Here is a 13,779-nt window from a genome sequence, read left to right as displayed (position 1 = left end):
GCTCGCCGCGAGCCTGCGAGCGGTGCGAGGGACGGGCGGCCCCGTCCGGAGGCTCGCCGCGAGCCTGCGAGCGGTGCGAGGGACGGGCGGCCCCGTCCGGAGGCTCGCCGCGAGCCTGCGAGCGGTGCGAGGGACGGGCGGCCCCGTCCGGAGGCTCGCCGCGAGCCTGCGAGCGGTGAGGGGGACGGGGTCCTTCTAGAGATCGCCGGCGCGCACCCGGGCCAGCCACTCGCGGGCGTCGGCGAACGCGGCGTCGGACGACTCCGGCTGCACCGGGCGGTTCTCCCGCCCGTCCGCGCGCGGGTAGGACCCCAGGAAGCGGACGTCCTCGCACACCCGGTGCAGCGCGGCCAGCGCCTCCCCCACGCGCGGGTCGCCCACGTGCCCCTCGCAGTCGAGGGAGAAGGAGTAGACACCCAGCCGCTGCCGGGTGGGCCGCGACTCGATGCGGGTGAGGTTGATGTCGCGGACGGCGAACTCCCGCAGCAGCTCCAGCAGCGCACCGGTGCGGTCCCCCACCACGGCGACCAGCGACGTCTTGTCGTTGCCGGTCGGCGCGGCGGGCGGGGCGGGCGGTTCCACCAGCACGAACCGGGTGACCGCACCGGGGTGGTCGGCGACGTCGGAGACCAGTTGCTCGAGGCCGTAGCGTTCGGCGGCGATCGCCGCGCAGACGGCGGCGTCCACCTCGCCCGCGGCCACCCCCGCGGCCGCCGCGGCCGTGGAGTTGGTCGGCAGCGGCTGGACGCCGGGCAGCAGCTCGGCCAGCCGCCCGCCGGTCTGCGCGAGGGCGTGCGGGTGGCTGGCCACCGACCGGACGGCGGACAGCGCCGTCCCCGGGCGGACGGCGAGGACGAAGGCGACCTCCAGGTACACCTCGCGGGTGATCACCAGCGGCGCGCCGTCGGCCAGCCCGTCCATGGTCGCCGGCACCGACCCCTCGACGGAGTTCTCCAGCGGCACGAGCGCGGCGTCGGCGTCACCCGATCGGACGGCGGCCAGGGCCGCGGCGACGCTCGGGTGGGGGTCCCGACGTCCCTCGGCGGTGGCGATTGCCCTGCTCAGGGCCGCTTCGGCGAAGGTACCCTCGGGCCCCAGATAGGCGAATCGCGTCGGAGACGAACTGGGTGGCATCCCGGGCATCCGACGAGGGTAGTGCGCACGGGACGAGGCGGTCGCCCGGCCCGGACGGGCACCGGGAACCGGCAGCACCGGCCCTCCGGGGGCCCACCGCGGAGGGGAGGGATGCGTGACCGCAGGTCGTGCCCGCGTCGCTCCCGGCGCCCTGCACACCGCCCTCTGGCGACTGCTCGACGCCAGCGACCGGGAGGACCACGCTCCCTTCCTGGCGCACCTGGACGAGGTCGACGAGGCCTTCGCCGGCAGCCCCGACCCCGCCTGGCGCGCCTGGCGGCACGCGTTCGACGCCCACCGCGCGCTCGTGGACGACGACCCCGCCGGCGCTGAGGTCCGGATCGCGGCGGCCCGCGAACAGCTCGACGAGTGCCCGGTGTCGTCGCAGACGGCCCTGCTCATGGCCTACCTCGCCCACGTCGAGGCGACCGCCGACCACCTCGACTCGGCCCTGCTGCTCGCCGTCGACGCCAGCCTGCTCACCGACGGGCCCGCCGTGCCGCCCTCGCGCGCCCTGCTGCAGGCCCACCGCTGGCTGTCGATGACGCTCTCCGGGCTGGACCTCGAGGAGCTCGCCGTCCACCACGCCGTCCGCGGGCACCAGGTGGCCGCGGAGCTGCCCGACGTCGGTGACCGCGGCCGGCTGCTGCTGCTCACCGCCCGCCAGCACGTCGAGCTCGCCCAGACGATGCGCCGCCGCGGCGACACCGAGCGCGCCGCCGAGCTGGCCACCGAGGCGATCGCCTGCGCGACCGCCGCCCGCGAGCTGGACTGGTCTCCCGAGCAGGCCGACGCCGACCTGCTCGACGTGGTGCAGGCCTGGGCGCTCATGTGCAGCGGCGACCCGGGCGCCGCTCTCGGGCCCCTGCGCCGCGTGCGGCGGGCCCTGCAGCGCGACGGCGGCGGCCTGTGGCTGCGCGGCTACACCGACCTGGCACTCGCCCGCGTGCTGGCCGCCCTCGGGTCCGGCGGACGGGACCCGGCGGCGGGCGAGGAGGCGATCACCCTGCTTGTCGACGCCTCGGGCGCGTTCGCCGCCGTCGGTGACCGACGCCGCTACCGGCAGAGCCTGCTGGAGCTCGGACAGGGCAGCGCCGACCTGGGCCGGCCGGCCGAGGCGCTGCACTGGCTGGAGGCCTACCGCGCCGACACCGGCCGGGCGCACGCCCGCAGCCGCGAGCTGTGGGCGGAAATGTTCGTCCGGCGCAGCCGGCTGCGCGAGGCCGAGCGGCAGGAGGCGGTGCTCCGCCGGCACGCGCTGGAGGACCCGCTGACCGGGCTGGGCAACCGGCGCAGCGCGGAGCGCCGGCTGGGGGCGCTGCGGCTGGGCGAGGAGCCGCTGTCCCTGGCCGTCGTCGACGTCGACCGGTTCAAGGAGGTCAACGACGACACCTCGCACACCCACGGCGACGCCGTGCTGCGCCGGGTCGCCGACCTGCTGCGGGAGCACAGCCGCACCGGCGACGAGGTGTACCGATGGGCCGGGGACGAGTTCCTCGTCGTGCTGCCGACCGCCACCGAGGCGCAGGCCGTGGTCGTCATGGAGCGGCTGCGGTCGGCCGTCGCCGAGGCCGACTGGCGCGACCTGCAGCTCTCGGGGCCGGTGACGGTCAGCATCGGCGTGGCGACGGCGCCGGCGGTCCCCGACGGGCAGCCGAGCCCGGTCGCCGGCTGGCGAGCGCTCTTCGACACCGCTGACCTCCACCTCTTCTCCGCCAAGCGGCTCGGGCGCAACCGGGTCCGCGCGCACGGGCCGGCCGACGTCACCCCGGCCGATCGCGGGGCGACTGCGTGACGACCCTGCGCGTGTGGGACGGGAGGGACACGACGGACGAGGGACGGCGCGTTCCCCGTGACGTCCTCGACACTGTCGGTGACGACATGCACAGTGCGCTCGTGCCACCGGGAGCCCTGCACCAGCGGGTGACCGCCGCTCTGAGCAACTGGCAGCTCGACGACGCCGAGCAGCTGCTCGCCGGGGTCGAGCGGGACACCTCGCCCTACGTCGCGGCCGCACCGGCCGCCGACGCGCCCGACGGCGCCCCGGCGTCGCTCGGCCGCGCGTGGGCCGACACGCTGCGCGCCGAGCTGCTGGTGCGGCGGCTGCGCGTCGCCGGCTTCACCCTCGTCGGCGACCCCGTCTCCCCCGCCGAGTCCGCCCTCGACCTGCACGCCGGGGTCGCCGGGCTGATCGACGGCGACTGCGCGGACGCCGACCCGCGGTCGGAGTCGGCCTCCCGCGCGGCGCTGGCCATCGCCCTGGTCCGCTCGGCCAAGGCGGCGTTCGACGCCGCCGACGACGACCTCCAGCGGGCCGCCGGGCTCGCCCGCCACGCCCGCATCGAGCTGCTGTCGCGGCGCATCGACGCCGCGATGGACGAGGCCGTGGAGGCCGCGAGCCTCCTCGACCCGGGGTTGGCACCCAGCCCGCTGCTGGTCGACACGCTCGGCACGCTGGCCGGCGTCCTCGCCGACCTGGAGCTGATGCCGCTGGCGCTGGACTACCAGCGACGCGCGGTCGAGGCCGCCCAGGCGGTCGCCGCGAGCGGGGCGGAGGAGACCGATGCCGACGTGCTCGTCGCCGTCGCAGCCACCCGCCTCGGGGAGCTGTGCGCCGAGCTCGGCGAAGGCCTCCTCGACGACGGCGCCCCCGATTCGGCCGCGCCCTACTTCGCGGAGGCCCGTGGGCTCGCCGAGCAGGCACTGGTGCAGCTGCCCCCGGACTCCGCCGGTGTCGTGCCCGCCCAGGTCGTGCACGGGTGGGCGCTGGTGGGCCTGGGCGAGCAGGCCGCCGCGGCCGGGCCGCTGCGCGCCGCGATCCGGCTCTCCGCGGCCGCCGCCGACCGGGACCGCATGGCCTCGGCGCAGCTGGCCCTCGGCCGCGCGCTGCGCCGCCAGGGCGAGGGCCGGGCCGCCGACGAGCACCTGGTCGCCGCCCTCACCCTGGCCACCGAGCACGGCCTGCCGCGGCTGCGCCGGGCCGCCCTGCGGGAGCTCTGCACGCTGCACGCCGACCTCGACGACGCCGGCCGCGCCCTCCCTTACCTGCAGGCCTACCTCGCCGACGAGCTGGACCGGGTCGACGAGCGGCGCACCCGCTGGGTGGAGCTGTTCGGCCGGCGCAAGAGCCTGCTGGAGACCGAGCGGGCCGCCGGGCAGCTGCGCCGGCAGGCCTACGAGGACCCGCTGACCCACCTGCCCAACCGGCGCTACGCCGAGGCGCGGCTGGACGGGCTGCTGGCCGCCGGCGACGTCCCGGCGCTGGCCGTGGTCGACGTCGACAACTTCAAGGCGATCAACGACACCGCCGGGCACCCGGCCGGCGACGCCGTGCTGCGGACCATCGGCGAGCTGCTGGTCGCCGGGGTGCGCGACACCGACGAGGTGTGCCGCTGGGCGGGTGACGAGTTCGTCATCCTCCTGCCCGAGACGACGGCGGAGCAGGGCGAGCGGGCGCTGGAGCGCATCCGCGCCTCGGTCGCCCGGTACCCGTGGACCGACCTCGGCCTCGACCTGCCGGTGACCATCAGCGCCGGCATCGCCTCGGCCACCCGGGGCGACGACCGCAAGACGCTGTTCGCCGCGGCCGACGGGGTGCTGTACGACGCCAAGCGCAGCGGCCGCGACCGCGTGGTGCGGCTCTCCGCGGTCACCCAGACGCGGGCCGCCGACGGCGCGCCCGAGCCGGCCGCCCAGGAGGCCGCGGCCCCGGAGGCCACGACGCCGGACGCGACGACGCCCGGGGAGACGACGCCCGGCGCCGCGCCGCCGGAGCCCGCGGGAGCCACGCCCGCCGACGACGCCGCCCGCGCCGCCGCCGCCGTCCGCGCGGAGGCGGCCGGCTTCGCCGCGCTGCTGGGCGGCGCGCACCCCCCGCTGGCCACCGCACGCCCGGGCGAGCCGCTGCTGGCCCCCGTCGCGCCGGCGCCCCCCGCCGCGGGGGTCGGCCCGGTGGTGGTTCGCGCCGCGGGCCGCACCACCGAGCAGGTGCTCGCCCTGGTCCGCGACGCCCGCCGCGAGACCCCCGACCGGCCCGTGCTGGTCCTGCGCGCGGCCGCCGAGACGCTGGTGGCGTTGGCCACCGAGCACGGGTCCGGCACCACCCTGGACGGCGCCGCGCGGGCCGCGGCCGTCGGCCCGCTGCCGGAACCGGCCGGCCGCACCACCGTGCTGTGCGCCGACGGTGCGGACGCCGCCGTCGCCGCCGAGGCCGCCTTCGCCGCCCGCGTGACCGGCACCGAGGTCCGTTTGATCGAGGACGGGACACTCCCCGAGGGCACCGACTGCCTCGTCGTCGTCGCCGGGGCGGACCCCGGGCTGGCCGCGACGATCGGCGCGCGCACCGACGTACCGGTGGTCGCGGTGCCGACCTCGGCCGCGCACCCCGGTGGGCTCGGCGGGCTGGGCGCGCTCGTCACGATGCTGCACCCGGCCGGGTCCGGGGTGGTCGTCGCCGCGGTCGACGACGGCTGCTCGGCGGGCATCTTCGCCGCGCGCACGGCGCGGAGGGGCGCCAGGAGGGCGTGACCCCGGGCCGGGGGACGGCACCTGGCCGCGGTGTCGTCCGGAGGACGACGATGTCACGGTGATCGGCTGGCTGGACCTCGCGGCCGGGGCCTCGGGCGACATGCTGCTCGGCGCCCTGGTGGACGCCGGCGTGCCCCTGGACGTCCCGGCCGGGGCGGTCGCCGCGCTCCCGGTCGAGCGCGTCCGCCTGGAGACCGAGCAGGTCACCCGGCACGGGCTGGGCGCCACCCGCGTGCACGTGCACGCCCCGCCCTCCGACGTCCACCGCACCTGGGCCGACGTCCGCGCGCTGCTGGGCGGCTCCGCCCTGCCGGCCCCGGTCCGCGACGGCGCGCTGGCGGTGTTCGAGCGGCTCGCCGTCGCCGAGGGGCGGGTGCACCGCGTGCCCGCCGAGGAGGTCCACTTCCACGAGGTCGGGGCGCTGGACGCGCTGGCCGACGTCGTCGGCGTCGTGGCCTGCCTGGAGCACCTGGCGCTCGACCGGCTCACCGCGTCCCCCGTGGCCCTGGGCAGCGGCTCGGCGCGCGGTGCGCACGGCGTGGTGCCGATCCCGGGGCCGGCCGTGCTGGAGCTGCTCACCGGCGTGCCGGTGCACGCCGGCCCGGTGCCGGCGGAGACGTGCACGCCCACGGGGGCAGCGTTGCTCGCCGCCCGGGTGGAGGAGTGGACGACGCTGCCCGCCCTCCGCGTCCAGCAGGTGGGCACCGGCGCCGGCGGGCGCGACCCGGAGCAGCTGCCCAACGTGGTCCGGCTGGTCCTCGGCGAACCGGCCGAGCCGGCACCGTCCGGGCCGGTGGTGCTGGAGGCCAACGTCGACGACCTCGACCCCCGGTTGTGGCCCGGCGTGCTGGAGGCGCTGCTGACCGCCGGCGCCTCGGACGCCTGGCTGACGCCGATCGTGATGAAGAAGGGCCGCCCGGCGCACACGCTGTCAGTGCTCTGCCGCCCCGACGCGGTCGCGGCGGTGCAGGGCGCCGTCTTCGCCAGCACCTCCACGATCGGGCTGCGGGTGGTCCCCGTGGGCAAGGTCGCGCTCGACCGCACGCAGGCGGCCGTCGACGTGCTCGGCGGCCGGGTGGGCGTCAAGATCGCCTCCGCGGGAGGCTGGCGGGTGAACGTCAGCGTCGAGTTCGAGGACGTCGCCGCGCTGGCCCGCGCCCGGGAGCTGCCGGTCAAGGAGGTGCTGCGGGCCGCCACCGCCGCCGCGTCGGCTGCCTACCCGGTCGGCCCACCCGGCGACGCTCCCCCGCCCCGGGGCTGACCTCACCGCCGCCGCAGGCCGGCCGCCGCCACCGGGACGACGGCGAGCACCAGCAGCCCGACGGCCGCCGGCCCGCCCAGCGCCCACACGGCGAAGACCAGCAGCGACGAGAGCTCGACCCCCATACCGGCGACCGAGGTGATCGTCGCGCGGTGCGGGCCGGTGATCCGGCGCTGCAGCTCGGCCTCGGCGGCGACGAGCACGGCGAGGTACAGGCCGTAGGCCACCGCCAGCACGGTGACCACGAGGAACCCGCCCGCGGCCGCGGCGAGCAGCACCCCGGTTCCCGCCGCCGCGAGCAGCGCGGCCAGCAGCCGGCCCGGGGGCCGCACCAGCCGGCCACCGAGCGCGGCTCCGGACGCCCCGGCGAGGGAGACGACGAGCACCGACCCGGGCACCGCCACCTCCGGCACCCCCCGGTCGGCCACCAGCACCGGGAAGTACTCCTCCATCCCGTCCAGCCCGCCGACCAGCGCGACGGCCACCACGGCCGCGAGCAGCGCGGGGCGGCGCAGCGCGACGCCCGGGCCGGCGGCCGGCTCCTCCTCGGCCCCGGCGCCGGGCGCCGCCGCCTCGGGGAACCGGAGCGCGAGCGCGGCGGCGCCCAGGCAGCCGGCGGCGCTGACCCAGCCGACCAGCGGGAAGCCGCCGGCGATGTAGAGGGCGGTGGCCGCCAGCGCCGTCGGCACCTGGACCAGCAGCTCGGCAGCGGTCATGGCGGCGTTGACCCGGGCGAAGCACCCCGCGGCGCCGACCTCGGCGAGCCCGTCGTGCACCAGGGCCTCCGCCGCGCCCGACGTGCCTGCGCCGGCGAGGCCCCACAGGACGAAGCCGGCGGCGAACGCGCCGGTCGAGGGAGCCGCCGCCCACACGCCGAAGGCCGCGGCCTGCAGCACGCCCGAGAGGGCCAGCACACCGCGGCGGGACCACCGGTCGGCGAGCAGCCCGGCCGGCACCTCGGCCAGCAGGGCGGTGACCGACCAGAGGCCGAACAGAAGGGAGAGCTGGGCGGCGGAGACCCCGGCGTCGAGGAAGAGCAGGGCGTACAGCGGGTACAGCGGCACCCACTCGGAGAGCGCTGCCCAGCCGATGGCCAGGCGGGCGAGCGGCCTGGCCGCGGGAGGCAGCGGGGGCGGTGCGGATCAATGTCGGCGCATGGCCCGCAGGCTAGCCCGGACGCCGCCCCGGCGCACCGGGGTAACAGCGGGGCGGGTGGGCATGACCCCTGCGGGTGGAAGGAGCACGCCGGGGACTCAACCGCCGGCCACGGCACGCCGTTGCGAGACTGAAGAGACCGGATGCTCCGGTCCCGCCCGCGGAGGGACGCAGGATGACCAGCACGGCCGAGCCCACGCCGGTGCCCGGCGGTCCGGGTGCCCGCGAGGAGGACCTCGAGCGGCCGGTCATGGACACCGACCCCGCGCTCGCAGGCCTGGTGCGCGTCGCCGCCGCCGTCACCGGCACGTCCTGGGCCTCGGTGATCACCATGGACACCCCCGTCATGCACGTGATGGCGGTGCACGGCTTCCGGGGAGCGGCGTGGCCGCGCGAAGGGTCCATCGTGTCGATCGTGCTCGAGCGCGGCCCGGGGGTGCAGACCTGCGACGACCTGAGGGCGGAGCCGCGGTTCGCCCGGAGCCCGTGGGTCGACGGCCGCCGCGCCGGGATGCGCGCCTTCGGCACCGCCCCGGTGGTCGTGGACGGCCGCACGCTGGCCGCGGTCTGCGTCTTCGACCCCGCCCCGCACGCCTTCACCGACGAGGAGCGCGCCCGGCTCGCCGACGTCGCCACCGCGGTGGCCTCCCTGGTGCGCGCCGCCCAGCAGGCCCGTCAGCTCGCCGACCTGGCCGCCGCCAGCCAGCTCGCCCGCGCCGAGACCGCCCGCGCCCACCAGGTGCTGGCCCGGTCCACCGCCTTCAGCCAGGCGCTGCTCGAGGTGCTCCCCGTGGGCGTCGTCGGCGCCGACGCCGAGGGCCGGGTGACCCTGTTCAACGCCGCCAGTCGCCGATGGCACGGCCTGGACGCCGACCCCACCGTCGAGCCGACGGACATCCCCGGCACCTACCGGCTCACCGACGTCGACGGCGCGCCGCTGCCACCGGATCAGGTGCCGCTGCGCCGGGTCTACGCCGAGGGGCGGCTCGACCAGGCCGAGGTGGGCATCGCGGTGCCCGGCGAGCCGTTCCGGCACGTCTCCTGCTCCGGTGTGCAGGTGCACGACGCCGAGGGTGCACTGCTCGGCGCGGTGGTCACGCTCTCCGACGTCACCGAGCAGCGGGCTCTGGAGTCGGCGCTGCGCGAGGCCGCGCTGCACGACCCGCTGACCGGCCTGCCCAACCGCAACCTGCTGCTCGACCGGCTCGACCAGACGCTCGCCGCCGCCGAGCGGGCTCGAAGGCCGATGGCAGTGCTCTACTGCGACCTGGACGGGTTCAAACCGGTCAACGACACCGCCGGGCACGCCGCCGGCGACGAGGTGCTGGTCGAGGCGGCCCACCGGCTGGCCGCCGCCATCCGCCCCGGGGACAGCGTGGCCCGGATCGGCGGCGACGAGTTCGTCGTGCTGTGCCCGGAGGCCGGCTCCGAGCAGGCCGCGCAGGTCATCGCCGATCGCATCACCGCCGCCTTCGACCGCCCGCTGCGCCGCCCCAACGGCGCCGAGCACGCCGTGGGCATCAGCATCGGGGTCGCGCTGTGCGGGCCGGGCGAGACGCCCGACTCCGCGCTCGCCGCCTCCGACGCCGCGATGTACCGGGTGAAGGCCGCCCGCCGGGCGGGGCACCCGCACGCGCCGCGGCCGGTGCCGGGATCCGCCGTGCCCACCCCCTGACCCCTCCGCCCGCCCCGTCCGGCGGCCGCTACCGTTGGCCGCTGAGAAGGTCGCCTGCCCGAGCTCCGCCCGGCAGTGCCGCGGAGGAGGGCTCGTCGTGATCTGGTCGGTCGTGCTGGCCGCGTTCGTCCTGGTGCTCCCGGTCGAGCTGCCCGACAAGACCCTGTTCGCCAGCCTGGTGCTCGCCACCCGGTTCCCCCCGCTGCCGGTGTTCGTGGGCGTCGCCACCGCGTTCGGCCTGCAGGTGGCGATCGCCGTCACCGCGGGCTCGCTGCTCTCCCTGCTGCCGGAGGCGCTGGTGAGCGGCGTCGTCGCGCTGCTGTTCCTGGTGGGGGCGGTGATCCTCTGGCGCAGCGCGACCGGCGAGGCGGAGGACGCCGGAGCGGCCGCCGACGGCCGCGAGCCGACGTCGTTCCTGCGGGCGGCGGCGATCTCCTTCGGCGTGCTGTTCGCCGCCGAGTGGGGCGACCTCTCCCAGCTGGCGACCGCGGGGCTGGCCGCGCGCTACGAGGCGCCGCTGTCGGTCTTCGTCGGCGCGTGGGCCGCGCTCCTGGTGGTCTCCGGCCTCGCCGTCTTCCTCGGCAAGAAGCTGGCCGACCGGCTGCCGATCGCGCTGATCCGCCGGGTCGCGGCGGGGCTGTTCCTCGTGTTCGCCGTGGTCGCGGTCGTGGAGACGGTCCGGGCGCTCAGCTGACCGGGGGCGCCAGCAGCGCCAGCCGCTCGACGAGCGCCGTCAGTTGGGCATCGAGGTCGGGCCAGCCCACCTCCGGCGCCGCGGACCGCAACGTGACGACGCCGTGCAGCGCCGTCCACACCAGCGTCGCCTCCTGGTGCGGGTCGCGGCTGCGGGAGCGCCCCGCGGCCATGCACGCCTCGACGCCGCCCACCAGGACGGCGAAGGCCCGTTGCCCGCTGGCGACCCTCCGCGGGCCGAACATCGCCCGGTAGCGGGCCGGCGCGGCCAGCCCCGCCAGCACGTAGGCCCGACACCCGGCGAGCAGCCGGCGCGCGGGGTCGGATTCGGCGTCGACGGCGGCCAGCACCGCCGCGCGCAGCTGCTCGAACCCCTCGTCCAGGACGGCACCCAGCAGCGCCTCGAGGTCGGCGAAGTGACCGTAGACGGCTGGCGCGCTGACCCCCGCCTCCCGGGCCACGGCCCGCAGGCTGACCGCGGCGAGCGACCCCTCTCGCTCCAGCAGCGTCGTCGCGGCGGTCACCAGATCGGCGCGCAGGTCCCGGGGCACGAGCGGCACTTTACAGCTGTAAAGAGGGCGGCTACCGTGCTTTACAGCTGTAAAGCTGGCGCCGAGCGAGGAGACCACCGTGCCGCTGATCCCCGATCTCACCTGGACCGCCCCCGACCGACGTCCGGGCCCGGGCGTCGTCGTCCGCACCGAGCTGCGACTGCGGCGACTGCGCGACGTGCCCGCCTTCGTGCGCACCTCGCTCGCCGTCCACCGGCAGGCCGTCGCCGCCCCGGGCGCCCGGTCGGTACGGCTGCAGGCCGAGCCGCTGGCCCGGCGCTTCCGCACCGTCTCGTGGTGGGACGACGCCGCGGCGGCGCGCGCCTACGCGATCGCCGAGCCGCACCGCTCCGCCATGCGGGACTGGCGCGAGCGCCTGGCGGTCGCCGAGGTCACGCGGGAGCCCGGCGTCGAGGGCGCCGCGCCGGAGGTGGCCACCCGGTGACGCGCGGCCGTGGCGACTAGCCCAGGGTCGGGATCCAGTCCGCCACCGCGCGGCCGATCTCGTGCGGCGAGTCCTCCGGCACGAAGTGGCTGCCCGCGACGGTCACCTCGGTCAGCGCCGGCCAGCTGCGCACCACCTCCCGCTGGCGGCCGACCAGGATCGATCCCGGGTCGGCGTCGATGAACAGCTTCGGGACGTCGCTGCTCGCGAGCCACGCCCCGTACCGCTCGACCCGCTCCACCACGGCCGCGGGCTCGCCTTCGAGCGGGATCGACCGCGGCCACTCCAGGGTCGGCCAGCGGTCCGCGCGCTCGCGGAACGGCGCCCGGTAGACCTCGTGCGCCTCCGGCGTCAGCCCGCGGGCCACCGACGCCGGCAGGATCCGCTCGACGAACACGTTCTTGTCCAGCACCGCCGCCTCGCCGTCCGCGCTCCGCATGAGCTGGAAGATCTTGCGGGCGTCGGCGGGCCAGTCGTCCCATGTCATCGGCGTGACGATCGCCTCGGTGAAGGCGATGCCGCGGACCCGGTCCTGGTGGCGTTCGGCCCAGTCGAAGCCGAGCCCCGAGCCCCAGTCGTGCAGGACGAGGGTGACGCGGTCGCCGACGAAGACGCGGTCGAGGAATTCCTCCAGGTACGCGGCGTGCGTCTCGAACGAGTACGTGCCGGGGCCCGGGTCGGGGAGCTTGTCCGACTGCCCCATGCCGATGAGGTCGGGGGCGATGCAGCGGCCGAGGTGCTGCACGTGCGGGATGACGTTGCGCCACAGGTAGGACGACGTCGGGTTGCCGTGCAGGAAGACGATCGACTCCCCGGTGCCGACGTCCACGTACGCCATCTCGGCGCCCTTCACGGAGATCCGGGTGCGCGGGAACGGGTCGTCGGGTGAGATCTCGTCAGCCATGCGGCGATCCTCACCCCGCGGCGGCGGGACCACCTCCGGAACCACCGGACCTGGCCGCCGCCGCGCGCGCGGCGGCCTCGATGCGACCCCGGTAGGTGGCCCACTCCTCCGCGGTGCGCTCGGGCAGGTTGGCGTTGCCCGCGCTCAGCCCTGCCGCGCCGTCCAGCGTCTCGCGGAGGATGTCGGCGTGGCCGGCATGCCGGGCGACCTCGGCCGCCACGTGGACCAGGAGGGTGTGCAGCGTGGGGCGCCGCCTCTGCTCCGACCACCAGGGAACCTCCCCCACGGCGTCGAGCGGTAGCGCGTCGATCGTCGCGTCCGCGTGCGCGGCCGAGAACCGGTAGAGCTCGATGATCTCCGCACGGGACTCCTCGGCGGTGGCCCACATGTCGGCGTCGTCCTCCCCGTCGCCGTCCCACGGGTAGGCCCGGCCGCTCGGCCGGCCGAGCACCTCGCCGAAGTAGCCCAGCTGCACGTACGCGACGTGCTTGAGCAGGCCGAGCAGGTTGGTGCCGGTCGGCGTCAGCGGCCGGCGGACGGCGTACTCGTCGAGCCCGTCCAGCTTGGCGAGGAGATCGTCGCGCCCTTGCCGCAGGTAGGTGTGCAGGACGGTCTTCTGGTCCGGGTCGGTCGTCTCCATGCCGGCACCCTGCCGCAGCAGGGTGACGAATCGGACCGCTACGACCGACTCTGCATGCTCCCGTCGCCCGGCCGGGCGACGAGCACCCGGAACAGGTTGTGCAGCCGGTAGCCGTCCTCACCCGTGCGGTAGGGCTCCAGGTGCTCGAGCACGGTGTCGCGCACGACGTCCGGCCCGGCCTGCCGCGTGGCGGCGCGGCCCAGCGGGGTCGCCAGGAGCGGGACGAGCAGCTCGTCGGCGTCGGCGTAGTCGAAGGGCACGAGCACCTCGTGCAGCTGCTCGACCACCAGCCCGGCCCGCTCCGCCATCGCCCGCAGCCGGGCCGGCTCGCTCACCGCCGGCGTCCGCGCCGGGCGGCCGGACGCCAGGGCCTGCTGCAGCACGCGCAGCTCGCACTCCCGGTCCCGCCCCCACACCGTCGCGGCGACGACGCCGCCGACGCGCCCGGCCCGGCGCAGCACCGCGACCGGGTCGGCGACGTGCATCAGCAGCTGCACGGCGGCCACCACGTCGAACGGCCCGGGCGGCGGGTCCTGCGCGTGCCGCACCAGGAAGGTCCCGCCGGGCACCTCCGCCGCGGCCTGCGCGACGGCATCCGCGTCGAGGTCGACGCCGGTCACCCGGGCGCCGCGGTCGGCCGCCGCCCGCGCGAACAGCCCGGTGCCGCAGCCCAGGTCGAGCACGCGGGTGCCGCGGCCCACGCCGGTGGCGTCGAGGACGGCCTCGTGCAACGGCGCGCCCCAGCCGCGCGGTTCCTCGCTCACCGGGTCGACCCTAGGCGGCGCCCCGTCCTC

General features: G+C 77.2%; 12 protein-coding genes. 6 read left to right on the top strand and 6 right to left on the bottom strand.

Annotated elements, in window-relative coordinates; genetic code table 11:
- Positions 1-195: 195 nt before the first annotated feature.
- Entirely contained in the window at positions 196-1,143 is a 948-nt protein-coding gene (pheA, locus tag ACI799_RS20620; RefSeq protein WP_456590294.1) for a prephenate dehydratase, read from the bottom strand.
- Positions 1,144-1,249: 106 nt separating this feature from the next.
- On the opposite strand from pheA, the gene ACI799_RS20615 reads away from it, so the two are divergent.
- The 3 genes from ACI799_RS20615 to larC all read left to right on the top strand — a co-directional run bounded on the left by ACI799_RS20615 (position 1,250) and on the right by larC (position 6,922).
- Entirely contained in the window at positions 1,250-2,929 is a 1,680-nt protein-coding gene (locus ACI799_RS20615) for a diguanylate cyclase (RefSeq protein WP_456590293.1), read from the top strand.
- Positions 2,930-3,030: 101 nt separating this feature from the next.
- Positions 3,031-5,661, top strand: a complete 2,631-nt coding sequence (locus ACI799_RS20610) for a diguanylate cyclase domain-containing protein (protein WP_456600506.1) — start codon at positions 3,031-3,033, stop codon at positions 5,659-5,661.
- Positions 5,662-5,719: 58 nt separating this feature from the next.
- Positions 5,720-6,922, top strand: a complete 1,203-nt coding sequence (gene larC, locus ACI799_RS20605; RefSeq protein ID WP_456613821.1) for a nickel pincer cofactor biosynthesis protein LarC — start codon at positions 5,720-5,722, stop codon at positions 6,920-6,922.
- A 2-nt stretch (positions 6,923-6,924) separates the two neighbouring features.
- On the opposite strand, the gene ACI799_RS20600 is transcribed toward larC, so the two are convergent.
- Positions 6,925-7,986 carry an MFS transporter gene (locus tag ACI799_RS20600; protein ID WP_456613820.1) on the bottom strand — a complete coding sequence of 354 codons (1,062 nt, stop codon included), beginning with the start codon at positions 7,984-7,986 and terminating at the stop codon, positions 6,925-6,927.
- Between the two features lie 266 nt (positions 7,987-8,252).
- On the opposite strand from ACI799_RS20600, the gene ACI799_RS20595 reads away from it, so the two are divergent.
- Positions 8,253-9,752, top strand: a complete 1,500-nt coding sequence (locus ACI799_RS20595) for a diguanylate cyclase domain-containing protein (RefSeq protein WP_456613819.1) — start codon at positions 8,253-8,255, stop codon at positions 9,750-9,752.
- A gap of 97 nt (positions 9,753-9,849) precedes the next feature.
- Entirely contained in the window at positions 9,850-10,446 is a 597-nt protein-coding gene (locus tag ACI799_RS20590) for a TMEM165/GDT1 family protein (RefSeq protein WP_456590288.1), read from the top strand.
- On the opposite strand, the gene ACI799_RS20585 is transcribed toward ACI799_RS20590, so the two are convergent.
- The gene (locus ACI799_RS20585) at positions 10,439-10,996 is read right to left on the bottom strand and encodes a TetR/AcrR family transcriptional regulator (protein WP_456590287.1); all 558 of its coding nucleotides are present in this window, start codon (positions 10,994-10,996) and stop codon (positions 10,439-10,441) included. The genes ACI799_RS20590 and ACI799_RS20585 overlap by 8 nt on opposite strands.
- Positions 10,997-11,075: 79 nt before the next feature.
- Between ACI799_RS20585 and ACI799_RS20580 the strand changes: the two genes are divergently transcribed.
- On the top strand, positions 11,076-11,441 hold the full coding sequence (locus ACI799_RS20580; RefSeq protein WP_456597366.1) for a hypothetical protein: 366 nt from the start codon (positions 11,076-11,078) through the stop codon (positions 11,439-11,441).
- Between the two features lie 16 nt (positions 11,442-11,457).
- Here the strand turns inward: ACI799_RS20580 and ACI799_RS20575 are convergent, their stop codons facing one another.
- The 3 genes from ACI799_RS20575 to ACI799_RS20565 are packed head-to-tail and all read right to left on the bottom strand — an operon-like array spanning position 11,458 to position 13,749.
- Positions 11,458-12,345, bottom strand: a complete 888-nt coding sequence (locus ACI799_RS20575; RefSeq protein ID WP_456613818.1) for a haloalkane dehalogenase — start codon at positions 12,343-12,345, stop codon at positions 11,458-11,460.
- 10 nt (positions 12,346-12,355) lie between these two features.
- The gene (locus ACI799_RS20570) at positions 12,356-12,985 is read right to left on the bottom strand and encodes a DinB family protein (protein WP_456613817.1); all 630 of its coding nucleotides are present in this window, start codon (positions 12,983-12,985) and stop codon (positions 12,356-12,358) included.
- A gap of 38 nt (positions 12,986-13,023) precedes the next feature.
- Positions 13,024-13,749 (bottom strand): class I SAM-dependent methyltransferase, encoded by a 726-nt coding sequence (locus ACI799_RS20565; protein ID WP_456613816.1) that lies wholly within the window; start codon positions 13,747-13,749, stop codon positions 13,024-13,026.
- Positions 13,750-13,779: the final 30 nt, after the last annotated feature.

Source organism: Blastococcus sp. SYSU DS0753 (assembly GCF_054051175.1).
The sequence above is the reverse complement of the archived record's forward strand: the minus strand, read 5'-3'. Positions and strand labels throughout refer to the sequence as shown.

Excerpts from the sequence above, each read along its gene's own strand:
- pheA (WP_456590294.1), bottom strand. The coding sequence starts at position 1,143 with ATGCCCGGGATGCCACCCAGTTCGTCTCCGACGCGATTCGCCTATCTG.
- ACI799_RS20595 (WP_456613819.1), top strand. The coding sequence starts at position 8,253 with ATGACCAGCACGGCCGAGCCCACGCCGGTGCCCGGCGGTCCGGGTGCC.
- ACI799_RS20575 (WP_456613818.1), bottom strand. The coding sequence starts at position 12,345 with ATGGCTGACGAGATCTCACCCGACGACCCGTTCCCGCGCACCCGGATC.
- ACI799_RS20570 (WP_456613817.1), bottom strand. The coding sequence starts at position 12,985 with ATGGAGACGACCGACCCGGACCAGAAGACCGTCCTGCACACCTACCTG.